We start from the raw sequence: 15,807 nt of genomic DNA on the forward strand, positions 1-15,807 counted from the left end.
GAAAGGAATGTCCCAGCAGCTTTTGCTCTGCATTTTCGGTATTTGAAAGGGAACAAGCATTCCTTCATACCGACGCCTTGTTCAAAAACCGCTAGATGTATTCTGAGTGATCATTTATCAATATGCCTTGATATTGATGATTGGCAGAACAGCACAGTTCTGCCACCCTCGAAAACATCTCACTTTTTCTACATCAATAAAATCTATCTAACCTGAGTTCTGGATAAGAAGTATCGTTTAAGCTAAACAATCCAACGCCGTTAGATACAATAAAGAGCCTTATCGAGAGGCTCGGCTTATCCAAGACTCAGGTTATCTAGCAATAGCTGAACTACCGGTATTTAAATGACTTTATATACTTGCATATAAATTTTACACATTTGAGCCAAACTATACTGACTTGAAACTAATGTGTATGCCTTATCAATTTTATCAATAAAGTCATGAGGGTTGGTATATAAGTTGATGAAGCTGTCTGCCAGTAGTTCTACATTTGACGAGGGAACAAAGGTGACTTCTTGATCCGAAATAAAATGCCGAATTCCCCCTACGTCAGTGGTTACAACAGGCACACGACTTGCCATAGCTTCTAGAATAGTCATGGGCATTGCTTCGTAATTAGAAGATAATATAAAGGCATTGGCTTGTGACAAAATTTCAGCAATATTCTCACGATAACCTAGCAACTTAATGTGAGAGCCCAATTGGTGACTTTCAATTAAGCTCGCCAGCTCCGCCTTAATTGGACCGTCTCCAACAATCTCCAATTTCGTTTGCTTTAGCGCCTCGTTTTTTTGTAGTGCTCGCGCATAAGCGTTTATCATAAGGGTTTGGTTTTTAACAGGATCAAGCCTACCTACCGTGCAAAACTTGTAATAGGTAGCATCTTTATTTTGTGCCGTGTAATTTTCTAAAGCCACACCATTTTGAATGATCCTGACCGACTTAGATTTAATCTTTATGACATCTTTAACCCAGCGATAAAGATCTTTAGAAACCACTATGTATTCGTCGATAAACCCCGACATAAATCGTCGAACAAAGTTATTTCTGCTGTTTTGTCCCTTAGCGTCATCCCCTCCTCTCCCATGATCACTGTGCACCAACCATTTGATTCCTGACAAAGAAGCGATCATTTGATATTCAATCGTACCAAAATTATAAGTATTCAAAACATCAGGTTTTATTTGCTTAAACAACTTAAATAAACGCCAGTGACACAAAACATCTTTACCTAGCTTTTTATCAACACAATAAACCTGAATGTCCGCTTCAATAAGATCTATGAGTTCATATTCTGGCGTTAAGGTTACAATAATATGTTCACAATCATAGTCAGCGCTGGCATTAATTAAATTAACGATAACTTTTTCTAACCCACCACACCCCATGCTGTAGACTAGGTGAACTATCTTTTTAGTCATGAAAACACCCAAATAGAGTCATTTAATATATATTCGCTGAATAACATATTCATAGTACTTGAATAATTTGCGTAGAATAATAGTTTACCAGAAAAGAACACCAGCTAAAGCAGAACTGAATTGGAAAAAAACATTAAAATTCAAATAGAGACATTAACGTCAAAGCAGCAAATACAGGATAGCTGGAATTATATCGATTCGCATGCAGAAGAAAACTTCTTTTTGAGCTGGGATTGGATCGCTGCTTGGTTAGAGGCTACGCTTGATAAGTTTGATGTTTTTGTCTGTACCGCAACCCTAAGCGACAAACCAATTGGCATGGCGATTTTTGCTGAGGTACAGGGTACTCGTCATCGCCTATTAAAAAGTAAACAATGGTGGTTACATAAAACTGGTGATGAAAAATATGATCAAATTTGGATTGAGCATAATGACTTTTTATTAGACAAAAACCATGCTGAAGCAGCCCGTCATGCAATGTGGTGCGAAATCATTAAACAAAAAAACGATATTGATGAGTTCATTCTAGGCATGACCACCACCGATACACTTAGCGCTCACAAAACTTGCTTGCCAAACTTTCTGCGATGGAATGTTATTGAATCCAAAGGGTGGCAAACACAACTTACTGAATGGCCTGATTTCGATCACTACTGGCAAACTAGAAGCAAAAACTTTAAAAGCCAAATAAAGCGTTCCGATAAACTATTAAAAGCCCTAAATGTAGAAGTGTGTATCAATACAGACAACGATTCTTTTCAAGCAGGCTTGCAGCTAGCCAAACCTTGGCACATTCAACATTGGGGAGCAGAAAGTGGTTTCGAAAATGAGCTATTTACTCAACACTTCCACTCTGTAGGAAAGTCGTCAGCTCAAGGGAAAAGACAAAATCTACTCACACTGGTGATGAAAATAGATAACAAACCTGTCGCCGTGTGTTTAGGGTTTTATAATGCCACGACCTTGTATTTTTATTTATCAGCTCAAGAAAATATTGACGATAACAGAATAAAAATAGGTCTTTACATGCATCATCAAGCAATAAAATGGTGCTTTCAAAACAACTTAACATGTTACGATTTTTTGGCCGGTGATTACCGCTACAAGCGTTCTTTTGCCAACAAATCCACTATGTATTATTTAGCTCATTTCCAACGAAACAAATTTAAATTTCAAGTCGAAAACAAGCTACGAATACTAAAAAACAAAATTCGCCAGCTTTCTATGGCAGGCTCCTAACTAGTATGGGTCCAATTAATTTGGTAAACCAAAGAGGCAACTTTTGCCAAATTTTGATAGCCATATCAAATTTGCTGTTCGAAGGTGATAAGTTAGGCAACTCCTTTCCTTCAGGTACCCAGTTATACCAATAGCACTGCTGAGGCTGTGCACCCCATTGCTTTTTAAATTTATAGGTGCCCGCATCAACTGTAGAACGGCCAAAGTCAAAGTGTGAACAACCTTGCGCTATACTCCAACTCAATATTTCCCAATATAAGTACATATTGATAGAAATTCGATTGGCATACCTAACTGTGCTAGCCCAAGGAATTTCCATTTGATCTTTATGTCGGATCAGAAATCCCGTTGATACCGGTTTATCGTCCCAATACACTACACATAGCTGAGCCTCTTTTACAAAGGTTTGCAGTATAGATAAAAAGAAAGCTCTAGAATAAACTGGCGTACCTAAATCCCGCATGTTGATACAGAATACGTGATAAAAATCATCTAATAATTCGACCCCACCAAATTCAGCACGTACATTTTCTCTTTGCGGCCGTTTAATTTGAGAGCGTCGTTTAGAGCCAATTGACTTACCTAATGCCTCAGCTGACTCAGGGAGCGCTAGGATCATATTGACTTTATCTGTTTTAGTAACAAACTGCTCAACCAGAGCGTCGCTTGATTCTCTGATCTGTAAATAATCTATCTTGTGCTCTTGGCCCAAGCGCTTTGCTTCTTCAAGCAATTGGTCTCTGACGACATCTGAATCAGCCAATATCCCGCCGTAATTGAAATATGGCATCGACACCATAAATCGGCCAAATGCTAAGCTACTCAGCTCAACTAAAGGAAATACACCACAAATATTGCCGCTAGAGTCTTCTGCATAAAGAAAAATACAATCTTGCTTCAACGATGCACTTATCACACTTATCCAGCGGCTTTGATGATAAATACTGGCATCATCACAGGTAGCAACATATTCATCCCATTCTTTATACAACGCAGGACTAAGCTTTTTAATGACAACTGACATAAACAATATCCCTAATACTCATTATTTAATTCCAAAACTATATTCGATGTAAGCGCTAATTTTCTGATATTCCATTTCGAAGAATCGAATCCCTTGTATTGGCAATATTATCAATTGATGGAACAAAAGGATAAGGAAGAATGTGGGCTCTTTTGCGCGATGTGTACCATTTATTGTTTCCGATAAATTTTAAGGGCGAATTAAAATAGCCTATTAAAATATTATCTTCATTAAACAACTCGTCAGCTATGCGATATGAGATATAAACATTACTCTGGTGATTGTCAAAAAAGATAATATTATCCGTTAATTCAATTCGATTGACGGCAAATTTTGCTGGAACATTTTTCTCTAATCCATAAGCCAGTAGTTGGCTATTTGAGGTATGGCTGCCTTGCTGCAAAATACTATTCTTAATGATCAATTCACCATAGTTAGCCATATCGACTAAGCGACTATCTTTGCCTTCCATAGTGGCAAGCAAACTGTTATCAATGATGACTTTTTTAGATCGGGATTTAATCCCAGATCCCTCACCTTTAGTGGCTATTACTTTCGATTGCTGGAAAGTCAACTGTTCGGCAATAATATACAACGCATGGGCATATCCCTCCCCTTGCGCCTTGCCACCCAAACGCTCAAATGTAGAATGTTCGACGTTTACCTGTCCAGTACCAGAACTGGTCATCACTCCAGATTGGCTATCGTGAGCATATAAATGCTTAATTGAAATATTCTTACCTTCGAATCGAATACAAGCCCCATTCAAATCTGGTACGTAGATATTTCTACATTCAATATGCTCAACCAATACATTATTGCCGGTTAATACAAGCGCCGCCTTTTCATCGGCCACTGCGCCATCGAAAATAACGCCTTGTTCACCAGTAATAGTAATATTACTTTGCTGGAGGTAAATGCCCTCTTTAAAAATACCAGCGAATAAATGAACATGACTACCGTTGCGAATAGCGGGCCTAGCTTGGGCTAAGGACGCATACACTTTCCCATCTACCGATACATTATTTGCCAAGGTCATCGCTGAAAGCAGGCAAAGCACAAAACCTAATAATAATGTCTTGTAACCGCACACTAGTTACAAGATACCTCTGGTATCAATCACCACTTTCTTAGCAAATACAGTTTTGTCTGCCGATTTAAACTCTTTATGATCCACTAACACCACAATAACGTTGGCATCTTTAACTGCCTCTTGCAGACTGGCTAATTTCACTTTGCCAGCTAAATCTTTTGGCAAAGACTTTACATTAGGTTCAACAGCGATAATTTCACCAATATTTTCCTTGCTTAGCGCCGTGACAATTTGCAGAGCAGGACTTTCCCGTAAGTCATCAATATCAGCTTTAAATGCTAATCCCAAACACGCAATGACCGGGCGCTTAAACTGGTCAGCGGCTTCGCGAATTTGCTCAATCACATAATAAGGTTTAGCGTCATTCGTCAATCTTGCTTGTTTGATTAACTTAGCTTGTTCTGGACAGCTATCAACAATAAACCAAGGATCGACTGCAATACAATGTCCCCCTACCCCTGGCCCCGAATTTAGAATATTGACCCTAGGATGGCGGTTTGCCAGTTTAGTTAATTCCCAAACATTAATATTCAACTGGTCACAAATAGTCGACAACTCATTGGCAAAGGCAATATTGACATCTCTGAATGAGTTTTCGGTCAGCTTAGCCATCTCTGCGGTACGGGCGTTCGTGATAATGCATTCACCACGTACAAAGGTCTTATATAAAGTTGCCGCTTTTTCACTACACGCAGAAGAAATCCCACCAATGACGCGATCGTTAGAGACCAATTCCTGCAATACATAACCCGGTAAAACACGCTCTGGACAATGCGCAACATTGATATCAGCACTATCGCCAACATCTTGTGGGAAAGAAAGGTCTGGTCGAGCCTGTTTCAACCAACCCGCTAATTTTTCAGTTGCCCCTACAGGCGATGTGGATTCAAGAATAACCAAGTTGCCTTTTTCTAATACTGGCGCAATCGCTTTGGCTGCTGACTCGATATAACTTAGATCAGGTTTATGTTCGTCTTCTTGGGTATGCAAAAAAGGCGTAGGCACTGCAATCATAAATGCATCTGCCTTTTCAACCTGCGTGGTCGCTTTCAAATTTCCTGTCGACACAACACTTTTAACCACTATATCTAAATCAGGCTCTACAATATGAATCTCGCCCTTATTAATGGTATCCACTGCAGCTTGGTTAATTTCTACGCCAATGACATTGATACCTCTGGAAGCAATAACCGCTGCAGTCGGCAGCCCTATGTATCCCAAACCAATGACTGATACAGTATTAAAATCCATTATTTTAGTTCCTCTATTAATTGTTTGACTATTCTTTGGCAGGCTAATCCATCACCATAAGGGTTGTGGGCTTGTGACATAGTTTCGTATACACCGCTATCGTCTAGGAGCAATAACGCTTGCTCTACAATCATATCAGAATCAGTACCTACCAATTTAACTGTACCTGCCTCAACCGCTTCTGGCCGTTCGGTGGTGTCTCGCATAACTAATACAGGTTTGCCTAGAGAGGGAGCTTCTTCTTGTACTCCACCAGAATCCGTAATGATCAAATAAGAGAGATTCATTAAATATACAAAAGGCAGATAGTCTTGCGGTTCTATCAAAAACACGTTGGGTAACTCGGATAAAAGACGATTAACAGGCTCCCTAACATTTGGATTTAAGTGCATGGGATACAGAATTTGCACATCAGGTCTTTGAGTAGCGATTTCAGCTAGTGCCACACAAATTCGTTCAAACCCTCCACCAAAACTCTCTCTTCGATGTCCAGTCACTAATATTAACTTCTTGTCTTTATCTAAGAAGTTAAATTTCTCAGCAAATTGATTCTTCAACTTGTCATCATCTTGCAACTTTTTAGTCACCCACAATAGTGCGTCAATCACGGTATTGCCTGTGACAAAAATAGACGACGCTAAGGTCCCTTCATTCAATAAGTTTTGTTGCGATAATTTAGTGGGAGAAAAATGAAAATTAGTCAGTGCACCTGTTAGCTTTCGATTTGCTTCCTCAGGCCACGGGGAGTATAAATTACCGGTACGTAATCCAGCTTCGACATGACCAATCTTTGTTTGAGTATAAAATGCAGCCAGTGACGCAGAGAAAGTCGTCGATGTATCGCCATGCACTAAAATCACATCTGGCTCAAACTCCGCTATAACCGACTTGATACCTTGTAAAATATTCACTGTTACATCAAACAAATCTTGACCTGGCTTCATTATATTCAAGTCGAAGTCAGGTGTAATTTCGAATAAATTTAATACCTGATCTAACATTTCCCTATGCTGCGCCGTTACACAAACTTTAGAAACTAGGTGCTCAGATTCTGCTAATTTGTGTACTAAAGGTGCCATTTTGATAGCTTCTGGACGAGTACCAAATACGGTTAAAACTTTTTTCATAACAATACGATCAATCCACTTGTCTGTTTTGCACTACATTGTTAAACCTATTGTAACTTAGGTCTAGTTTTATTTTTAATAACTATTAGATTACTATACTTAGCTTTACATACAATTGTCTCAATTTGAGTTTTAGGTAAGGATATCGATGCTGTCTCTCGGATTAAATTTACTAGCCAAAATCAATAAATGGCGATTAGGGAGTATCCCTTAGCGATTCTTTATTTTCATCGTGTTTTGCCACAGAAAGACCCGTTTTTACCTGACGATCCTACTGCCGAAGAATTTGAAGATTTAATCAAAACGATTAGCCAATACTACTCAACATACACAATATCAAAAGCACTAGAATTACAATCACTTGGTAATTTACCCAAGTTAAGTGTTTGTATTTCTTTTGATGACGGCTATGCCGATAACTACACACATGCTTTACCCATTTTACAAAAGTACGGCGTGCCTTGGCACTTTCTATGTGACCTCCAAAGGCACTCAAGATGGTTATCTTTGGAACGACACCCTGTTAAACCATATAAGAAATACGGATGTCACTGAGTTAAATGCTCTGGATAGCCTGTGGCCACTGAATTCTATGCAAAACAAAGTAGCCACCTACCTAGCATTGGTATCTAAACTTAAATTTTTAGCGAATAGCAAGCGGGATGAAGCACTGGAACTGATAGTTAACTTACTCGGCAATTTGCCCCCACAAACTTGTATGATGGATGAAGAACAACTAAAGAATTTACAACGCTTAGGGCATGAAATTGGTGCACATACGGCCAGTCACAGCATTTTAGGTGAGCAAACCAAAGACGTTGCCTTTAGTGAAATTCAAACAAGTAAATTGTATTTGGACCAAGTTTTACACTCACCTATCGACACATTCGCCTTCCCAAATGGTTACTTTCCAAGAGATTTTAACCAAGAACATATTGATATGGTTAAGCAATTAGGTTTTAAATCAGCATGTTCAACCAATGATGGTGGTATCATATCGAGTTCGAATAGATACGCAATTTCACGATTTATGCCCCATAGAAAAGAAAAAAATCAATTTTGTCTATCAATACAAAAAATAGCAGGTGAACATGTCTAAAACAGTTTTAATGGTTGCATTTGATTTTCCGCCTAGCAATGCAGCATCGGTGCAACGCACTCTAAAGTTTTTCGAATACTTAAATGAATTCGGCTGGACAACCATCATTTTAACAGCTAAACCTCTGGCCTATCCTTTAGTCGACGAAAACTTTACGCCAGCACTGAAAGATAACCAATTTGTCTATCGAGCGACGGCATTAGATGTTCAAAAACATTTGTCAATTAAGGGCAAGCATTTCAATTGGATGAAAACCCCTGATCGGTGGGGGACTTGGATCCCTTTTGCAACTAGGCTAGGGAAAAAATAATAGACAAGCACAAGCCTGACATTATTTGGTCAACCGCGCCAACTCCTAGTGCCAATGTGATAGCGAATAGACTAGCCAAATATAGCAATAAACCTTGGGTTGCCGATTATAGAGATCCTGCTTCTCACATTAATTCGAACAATGGAAACTGGCTAAATAAAGTGCATAAAAAAGTGGATGACGTGACATTTACCAATGCCGATCAATTAACCTTTGCAACCGAAGCGACGCAAAACACTTATAAAACTCAGTACGGTCAGCATGATAAATTCAATGTGTTGGAAAATGGTTTTGACGAAAATAACTTTATATTGGCTGATGAACTTGCTAAAACACACAAGACTATTTTTAACCAAGAAAAATACAGTCTTTACTATGCAGGCGGATTATATGCCGATGGACGCGATCCTATTCCTTTGTTTGAAGCCATATCCAATTTAAAAAGAAAAGGCGTGCTAGACGAGAGTAACTTTGAATTGATTTTCCAAGGATCTGGCGATGGTTTAGAATTTGCTGACACATTAAAAAAATTGAATGTTGATAACTTAGTTTCTTTTATCAAACCGACCTCGTTTTTATTGGCGCTGGTTAATATGACACGAGCCGATTCTTTACTGATCATTCAAGATTCTCGGTTTAATTTACAAATTCCTTAGCAAAATTTTTGAGTATTTACGCACAGGAAGGCCGCTTTTACTAAAAACAGATAAAGCTGGCGCTACCGCTGCAATAGCCAACAAGCACGATAATTGTTTTGTCGCTTACCAAGTAGATGAACTAGAAGAAAGCCTAGTTACATTACTTTCACTGGAGGTGAGTAGCATCAATATGGAAAAAGTATCTAAACTCTCACGTAAATTAAAAGCCAAAGAACTAGACAATATTTTAAATAACTTACTAGAGAATAGAACTCTTCAATAACTGCTTTTACTGCTAATAATGGGGTATTCATACAGTAAAATACCCTTGAGTGCGGTAATAGTTGAAAAACTAACGACATTCAAGCAATACCTTGCTTAACCTGAGTTATGGATAAGAAGTATCGTTTAAGCTAAACAATCCAACGCCGCTAGACACCAAAGAGCGTTATCAAGAGGTTTGGCTTATCCTGGATTCAGGTTACTTACGCAGCAAAAACATGCACCTGCTCTGCCGTTAACTTAAGCCCGTCGCCCTACCTTTTTATCCAGCTGGCTAACCTATGTGCTAAGTTGCTATGCCTGACTTTTTTGTATAAAACTTGGCTAGCAGTATCTCGCTCTGCCCTAGCACCAATCAAGACAGTCCAGCGACCTTGCGCGCCTTCACCGGCTTCTCGCGTCGGCTCTACTTCATGCTCCAAGCGCTTATTAAATATAACAGCGTCTCCTGACTTTAGATTAAAATCACGTTCTAAATAAATACTCTCGCCGTTATCAGTGTGAATAATTATGTTGCCATTTTTATAATCCACTTCCGGTTCAGTCAGTAGTACCCAAAACTGAATCAATGGCAACGTTGTCGGCCCTGAATAATCACGATGTCTAGGTAACATGCCGTGATTCCCATGATAAGAGGTGACAATGACATAATCTTGAAGCTTTTCTTTTTCCGATTTATAAACGTCATCAGATAGCCACTGTTGTTCAATGCTCTCTCTGAAATCAAGAGCTTTCTTTAGGAAGCTGGACACACTGCTGTTTTGATGATTGTGAAGGTATTGATAAATTCTGGTGGTACGATTTACCTGATCGTGTGACCGAGGATGAACGTAATCTTTAATAGTATCGGAATTTATTCGATCATGAATAACAGGGCCATTTTCCAAAAATGTTTGGCAATAAGAGAGATAATGTTGCACCTCATCCTGCCCGTAAAAATTTCTGATCAAAAAGTACCCTTTGTCAGGTGATTGTAGATCATCCCTTATTTTAACTAAATCGCGTTCTTTCAAGAATAATTTCCTTTTAAAAATGAACAAATACCGACTCAAAATATCAACGAGTTAAACAATAACTGTAAGCGCACCAATTCAATTACCGTTATTTTTGAAACATTGATAATTCTTTTACTTTAACAATTAGTCACTAAGCTTGACTACACATAGTCCATAGCATCAAAATTTAGCATATATCTGTGCAATATTAAATATGCCCTAATGGCCCATAACTGATAACTTCTAAACCTATTATTTGTTATGATAATTTGTTTGTGAGAGACAGCAATATTCAGTGAGTGAACAGTAAGATAACTTAGGACTAAGACAAAAAGATGAACAGATCAAGATTAAGCTGCTTAGTAGTTTTCCTTACTGTATTTTTCGCCACTTTCACTCAGGGAAGTACGGACATCAGCAATCACTCTGCCATTAAGCCAAGTGAAAAAAATTCATTGTTTATGGATTTCAATTTTATCGATGATAAAATCGAAAACGGTTTTGGCGATTGGTATTATGCTGACAAAGGCAAAAATCCATGTGGTGTATACAATGGACACAAAACATCAAAGCTGTGCTCTGCTGACAACCTAAAGCTGTATCTATACTACAACTACTACAATAATGACCATATGGGCTGGACCCGATACGGTTACATTGATTCAGATAATTCATTCGCCATTTCTGGTAGTTCGTTAAAAGTCACCTTAACTGGTGGCGCCTACCCCAATCAGGATGGTGAACTATCCCATTTAGGTAAACCTATTTTCTCCAAAAGTGATTACTCTGATGAAAATGACTATGGCAATAATCCTAGTGTTCCTATGAAACCAGAGTGGGGCGGGGTTGTATTTAAAAGGCCCGACTTCCACCTCGACTTTTTCCGAGTTCCAGAATAAAAATCGACTTACAATGTGGGTGTTATGGCCTGCTCCTGACGCCTCAATTGAAGCGTATTCTCTCGGCCTAAATCTGCACAGACCTAATGTCACTTTTTCACTATACCCTTTTATCAATCGCAGCAATGGTGGGCATTACTATCACCACATTTCTAACATTCCTATGGGCGGGTGGACTAAGATTCAGTTTGACGCTCACCCCCAACACCACAATGGAGGGTCCAAAAATCCCTATAGCGCTTTTTCAGTTGGCGGATACGAATACCCTGGCGATGGGGTTAGCTACTTTAATAACATTACCACAGTCTCATTTGCCGCCACTTTCCCCGGAAGCCAGTTTCCAAGTTCAATTTATATCGACGACATAGGAACAGACTTAGTTTTATTCGAAAACGACGAAACGATAAATAATTTGGCTATCGGCTATAATCAACAAAAACGTCTATTTGATATAGGGCTATCTGATAAGTATCGTTGTGGCAAATGTAGCGCCACTTACTTAGTTAAATATTCGTTTTCGCCGATTACCCAAGCAAACTTTGCTCAAGCTTATACACCTTTAGAAGTCATAAATTTCAACCGCAAGCATAACAACAGTGAAGGTAAGATTATTAAATCTAGTCCTGGCTACAATAACCTATGGGCCGCATTAAAATTGCAACAAAAACACCTAAAGTTGTTAGTAGATAACGCGACCGTCTACTTTGCCATTAAAGATATTTCAGATAGGTCTAGCATTAACCAAGAAGCCATTGATTTTGTAGTTCAAGATGTACCAGGTAGTGGAAAAATTAGAACCATTGATTTAATTAAGACCATTAGCTATCAAATTCACAATGTAGATTATCCCTTAGATATCTCATCTACTTCTCTAAAGGAAGGAGTTTCTGGACATTTTTATGAAGCTCAAATTAAGTATTCTGGGGGCATTCCCCCATACCATGCTACAGCACTGACACCGTTACCACCGGGTTTGACCTTAAAGCCCGATGGCGTCTTATCTGGCATCCCAACATCATCAAAAGACGTTAATTTTAAAGTAAAACTGACCGATGGTAGCAATAAACAAACAACTAAAAACATAAGCTTAGCCATTAAATCAGAAGCAGATTTTGATGTTGGTCACTGTACTGCAATAGTTGATTTCAGTGCGAATAAAGGCTACTCGGATCTTATTTTGAGTGACGGATTTAGCCAAACCATCCATGATCAATACACAGGAAACGTTGCACAAGGGACCACAATAGTGATTGGTAATAACGGAGGGTATGACTATCAAGGGGTAACTGGAACTGGCATCAACGTACACCCAAAAGATATCATTAGAGCGCTTTGGTACAATAGTAGTGATGAGATAGTTAACTTCACGCCGCAAATTAGTTTCAATGATTCAGATAGACGAGGAAGTGGTTCACAAGGGCAATGGTTTTCTATGACCAAAACCACTGTTAAACCACAGCAATGGGCCGTCAGCAATTTTATAGTTAATACGGCACTAGCTGGCAAGGTTCCAGTAATTAACATCAGCGTCAATTACAACAATCATAAGACACTGGTTTTAGATAAAATTGAACATGTATCTCAACTGTTTGGAGCAGATAGTGTCTGTTCCTTACCATTTTCTTCTGTCTCAAAAACGACTACCGTTCCTCTATCCTTCACGCCGATTTTTCTACAGAATGCAGACGTTGACCAACATTACACTGCAAACTTTACTGCAAAAGGAGGAACTCCTCCCTATAAATTCACCCTGAACTCTGTTCCTCCTGCTGGCATGAGCATCAGTGAAGACGGTTTGTTGTCGGGTAGCCCGTTACTATCTAAAAAATATACTTTGAAGGTTACTTTGACCGATGCCGATAATAGGAAATTGACTAAAAATCTTGATTTTGTGGTTAATTCAAAGGAGAACAAGATAGCCGAACAATGTCAAACCTTAGTAGATTTCGCTGCAGGAAAAGGATATAGAGATCTAATTCACTCAGATGATTTTGACGAAGTTTTATCCGACCGATATACCGCTAATTATAATCAAGGTAAGACCATTGTGGTGGGGCAAAATGGCGGGTATGACTATCAAGGTATAACAGGAGTCGGCATGAACTTTAAGGTGGGTGATACTGTGCGTAGTGTATGGTTTAACAATAGCAATGATACCATTACCTTTACCCCTCAGATTAGTTTAAATGATCCCGATAGACGAGGCTCAGGCGTCACCGGAAAGTGGCAACCAATGAGCACTGTTGCGATTCAGCCAAAACAATGGAAAGTTAGCAGCTTTGTTATAAGTGAGGAAAATCAAGGATATAGTAAGTTGCTAAATATTAGTGTCAATTATAACAATCATAAAATACTGATCCTTGACAAAATAGAGTATGCTAGCGCCAATTTAGCTAACAGTGATTTATGTGTTAGGCCTTCTACTGTAAACTAACGCTAAACCTGAGATTAATACCCTTAAACTACAATTATTTTGATATTTGGTGACTTGTGCAGAAAGAGAATTTGTACGTAGATTTAGATGGAACTTTTATAAAGGCCGATATGCTATTTGAAAGTTTAATTGTTGTAATTAAAAGTAACCCTTTCATAGTTTTGTTTTTCCCATTTTGGTTATGGCGAGGACGAGCATATTTGAAGCATCAACTTTCAATAAGAGCCACGATCCCTTCAGAGTCATTACCATTGAATAGTGAATTTTATGACTTTCTTATCGAACAAAAAAATCAGGCCGAAAAATAATTCTAGCCACAGCCAGTATTGAAAAATTTGCCAAGGATATTTGTTTAAAATATCCGATTTTTGATTCATACATTAGTAGTAACGCTACGGTTAATTTAAAAGGACGAGAAAAGCTCAAGAAGATACAATCGATGACGGATACATTTTCCTACGCTGGAAACTCTAGCGAAGACTTTTATCTTTTTGCTGAGGCAGAAGAAAGTTTCTTAGTCAATCCCACTAAGAAAGCGAAAAAATTATCTCTAAAAACGCCCCCTACCAAAACGTTCGACGATACTTCCAAGTCCATCATGATCTGGGTGAAACAATTGAGAATGCATCAATGGCTAAAGAACTTTCTCATTTTTGTCCCCTTGTTAGTTTCGGGCCTTTTTATGCAGCTAGAATATATTACGTTGTCTGTACTAGGCTTGATTAGCTTTAGTTGTTTGGCGTCGGCAACTTATATTATTAATGATTTACTTGACCTCACGTCCGATAGAAACCATAAACGAAAAAAGTTTCGCCCCCTAGCTGCTGGCCAAATTAGTATTGTTAACGGTATCGGTGTAGCAGTCTTGTTGTTAGGTGTTGCCCTAGCTATTGCTATCGCGCTACAGGGTGAGTTTATTTATGTCTTATGTACATACTTAATCGTTACCCTCGCTTATTCCTTCAAAATTAAACAATATGTTGGTATCGACGTTATTACCTTAGCATCGTTATACACCATTAGGATCCTTGCAGGCTCTATTATACTGGACGTTCCCGTCTCATTTTGGCTGCTATCGTTTTCAATGTTTGTATTTTTGAGCTTAGCGCTTGTTAAAAGGTGCGCCGAACTAAAATTATTCGAACAAGAAAATAAAATCTATGCAAAAGGCCGTGATTACAATGTGATGGACTACGGTGTTCTAATGAATCTAGGTATATCCTCTGCCATGCTGTCCGTCCTAATGTTTTGCTTTTATGTAAACAGCAATATTTTGACAAACCAATATCAAGAACCGACAGTGCTATGGTTAATTGTGCCCGCCTTATGTTACTGGTTAATGAGAATGTGGATCAAAACCCACCGTGGTGAAATGCACGATGACCCGATTGTATTTTCACTAAAAGATAGGGGGAGCCGAATCACAATTGGCTTTATCGCATTAACGGCAATATTGGCCCAAGTATTATGAGCGCTTTAATACTCGCATTGATATTAGTGAGCATTTCGCTTTCTGTTATTGCGCAAATCTTATTAAAACACGGTATGTCAAATCCAATTGTGCAGGCATCCTTCAAACTTGATTTATTTAATACGGTTTTTACAACACTCACAAACATCTCTGTTTTGGCGGGCTTAATTGCTTACGTATCAAGTGCAGGAATTTGGCTAGTCGTGCTATCCAAAATTGACGTTAGCAAGGCATACCCTTTTGTGGGTTTAGGCTTTATTGGCACGATGTTATTCGCCCACTGGTTTTTAAACGAACCATTAACTACGGTAAAAGTTGTAGGCACTGTGCTAATTGTGGCGGGTGTACTGCTTATATCTAGCAATTAAATATTTTGTATATGGAACTTATGAAAAACACTTATTCTGCTAAATTATTATTTATTTTTGCCCTCTCCGTTAGTTTACTTTTTTCTCTCTATTTTTATTTAGGGGCCACCCCGATTACTGGAGACCAAATATGGGCTGCAACCACCGTACTAG

At 38.7% G+C, this 15,807-nt stretch carries 14 protein-coding genes and 1 pseudogene; 9 read left to right on the top strand and 6 right to left on the bottom strand.

What is annotated here, in order from left to right; genetic code table 11:
* Positions 1-341: 341 nt before the first annotated feature.
* Positions 342-1,424 carry a glycosyltransferase gene (locus tag RS130_RS22850; RefSeq protein WP_316027839.1) on the bottom strand — a complete coding sequence of 361 codons (1,083 nt, stop codon included), beginning with the start codon at positions 1,422-1,424 and terminating at the stop codon, positions 342-344.
* 120 nt (positions 1,425-1,544) lie between these two features.
* Between RS130_RS22850 and RS130_RS22855 the strand changes: the two genes are divergently transcribed.
* Positions 1,545-2,663: a GNAT family N-acetyltransferase gene (locus RS130_RS22855; RefSeq protein ID WP_316027840.1), complete on the top strand. Its 1,119-nt coding sequence runs from the start codon at positions 1,545-1,547 to the stop codon at positions 2,661-2,663.
* On the opposite strand, the gene RS130_RS22860 is transcribed toward RS130_RS22855, so the two are convergent.
* From RS130_RS22860 to wecB, 4 genes are all read right to left on the bottom strand, one after another.
* A complete protein-coding gene (locus tag RS130_RS22860) occupies positions 2,647-3,687 on the bottom strand; it encodes a FemAB family XrtA/PEP-CTERM system-associated protein (protein WP_316027841.1) in 1,041 nt (346 codons plus the stop codon). The genes RS130_RS22855 and RS130_RS22860 overlap by 17 nt on opposite strands.
* Before the next feature lie 55 nt (positions 3,688-3,742).
* Positions 3,743-4,720 carry a right-handed parallel beta-helix repeat-containing protein gene (locus RS130_RS22865; RefSeq protein WP_316027842.1) on the bottom strand — a complete coding sequence of 326 codons (978 nt, stop codon included), beginning with the start codon at positions 4,718-4,720 and terminating at the stop codon, positions 3,743-3,745.
* A 63-nt stretch (positions 4,721-4,783) separates the two neighbouring features.
* On the bottom strand, positions 4,784-6,031 hold the full coding sequence (gene wecC / locus RS130_RS22870) for a UDP-N-acetyl-D-mannosamine dehydrogenase (protein ID WP_316027843.1): 1,248 nt from the start codon (positions 6,029-6,031) through the stop codon (positions 4,784-4,786).
* Positions 6,031-7,158: a non-hydrolyzing UDP-N-acetylglucosamine 2-epimerase gene (wecB, locus tag RS130_RS22875; protein ID WP_316027844.1), complete on the bottom strand. Its 1,128-nt coding sequence runs from the start codon at positions 7,156-7,158 to the stop codon at positions 6,031-6,033. The genes wecC and wecB overlap by 1 nt, the downstream gene beginning before the upstream one ends.
* Positions 7,159-7,347: 189 nt before the next feature.
* On the opposite strand from wecB, the gene RS130_RS22880 reads away from it, so the two are divergent.
* Genes RS130_RS22880 through RS130_RS22895 form a run of 4 tightly spaced genes read left to right on the top strand, consistent with a single transcriptional unit; the run spans position 7,348 to position 9,223 of the window.
* Entirely contained in the window at positions 7,348-7,713 is a 366-nt protein-coding gene (locus tag RS130_RS22880; protein WP_316027845.1) for a polysaccharide deacetylase family protein, read from the top strand.
* Between the two features lie 37 nt (positions 7,714-7,750).
* Entirely contained in the window at positions 7,751-8,257 is a 507-nt protein-coding gene (locus RS130_RS22885; protein ID WP_316027846.1) for a polysaccharide deacetylase family protein, read from the top strand.
* Positions 8,250-8,567 (top strand): hypothetical protein, encoded by a 318-nt coding sequence (locus tag RS130_RS22890; protein WP_316027847.1) that lies wholly within the window; start codon positions 8,250-8,252, stop codon positions 8,565-8,567. The genes RS130_RS22885 and RS130_RS22890 overlap by 8 nt, the downstream gene beginning before the upstream one ends.
* Positions 8,568-8,623: 56 nt before the next feature.
* Positions 8,624-9,223, top strand: a complete 600-nt coding sequence (locus RS130_RS22895; RefSeq protein ID WP_316027848.1) for a glycosyltransferase family protein — start codon at positions 8,624-8,626, stop codon at positions 9,221-9,223.
* A 518-nt stretch (positions 9,224-9,741) separates the two neighbouring features.
* Here the strand turns inward: RS130_RS22895 and RS130_RS22900 are convergent.
* Complete coding sequence (locus tag RS130_RS22900) at positions 9,742-10,500, bottom strand: hypothetical protein (RefSeq protein WP_316027849.1); 759 nt, start codon at positions 10,498-10,500, stop codon at positions 9,742-9,744.
* A gap of 317 nt (positions 10,501-10,817) precedes the next feature.
* Between RS130_RS22900 and RS130_RS22905 the strand changes: the two genes are divergently transcribed.
* The 4 genes and pseudogenes from RS130_RS22905 to RS130_RS22920 all read left to right on the top strand — a co-directional run bounded on the left by RS130_RS22905 (position 10,818) and on the right by RS130_RS22920 (position 15,654).
* Positions 10,818-11,381 (top strand): hypothetical protein, encoded by a 564-nt coding sequence (locus RS130_RS22905; protein ID WP_316027850.1) that lies wholly within the window; start codon positions 10,818-10,820, stop codon positions 11,379-11,381.
* 13 nt (positions 11,382-11,394) lie between these two features.
* Positions 11,395-13,815, top strand: a complete 2,421-nt coding sequence (locus RS130_RS22910) for a putative Ig domain-containing protein (RefSeq protein WP_316027851.1) — start codon at positions 11,395-11,397, stop codon at positions 13,813-13,815.
* A gap of 295 nt (positions 13,816-14,110) precedes the next feature.
* Positions 14,111-15,286, top strand: a pseudogene (locus RS130_RS22915) (UbiA family prenyltransferase); the annotation flags it as partial.
* Entirely contained in the window at positions 15,283-15,654 is a 372-nt protein-coding gene (locus tag RS130_RS22920) for an EamA family transporter (protein WP_316027852.1), read from the top strand. The pseudogene RS130_RS22915 and the gene RS130_RS22920, both read left to right, overlap by 4 nt.
* The last annotated feature ends 153 nt before the right edge of the window (positions 15,655-15,807 follow it).

The sequence above is a fragment of the Paraglaciecola aquimarina genome (genome assembly GCF_032464635.1).
GTDB classification, from domain to species: Bacteria; Pseudomonadota; Gammaproteobacteria; order Enterobacterales; family Alteromonadaceae; genus Paraglaciecola; species Paraglaciecola aquimarina.

Excerpts from the sequence above, each read along its gene's own strand:
- RS130_RS22850 (WP_316027839.1), bottom strand. The coding sequence starts at position 1,424 with ATGACTAAAAAGATAGTTCACCTAGTCTACAGCATGGGGTGTGGTGGG.
- RS130_RS22860 (WP_316027841.1), bottom strand. The coding sequence starts at position 3,687 with ATGTCAGTTGTCATTAAAAAGCTTAGTCCTGCGTTGTATAAAGAATGG.
- wecC (WP_316027843.1), bottom strand. The coding sequence starts at position 6,031 with ATGGATTTTAATACTGTATCAGTCATTGGTTTGGGATACATAGGGCTG.
- wecB (WP_316027844.1), bottom strand. The coding sequence starts at position 7,158 with ATGAAAAAAGTTTTAACCGTATTTGGTACTCGTCCAGAAGCTATCAAA.
- RS130_RS22880 (WP_316027845.1), top strand. The coding sequence starts at position 7,348 with ATGGCGATTAGGGAGTATCCCTTAGCGATTCTTTATTTTCATCGTGTT.
- RS130_RS22885 (WP_316027846.1), top strand. The coding sequence starts at position 7,751 with ATGCAAAACAAAGTAGCCACCTACCTAGCATTGGTATCTAAACTTAAA.
- RS130_RS22890 (WP_316027847.1), top strand. The coding sequence starts at position 8,250 with ATGTCTAAAACAGTTTTAATGGTTGCATTTGATTTTCCGCCTAGCAAT.
- RS130_RS22905 (WP_316027850.1), top strand. The coding sequence starts at position 10,818 with ATGAACAGATCAAGATTAAGCTGCTTAGTAGTTTTCCTTACTGTATTT.
- RS130_RS22910 (WP_316027851.1), top strand. The coding sequence starts at position 11,395 with ATGTGGGTGTTATGGCCTGCTCCTGACGCCTCAATTGAAGCGTATTCT.
- RS130_RS22920 (WP_316027852.1), top strand. The coding sequence starts at position 15,283 with ATGAGCGCTTTAATACTCGCATTGATATTAGTGAGCATTTCGCTTTCT.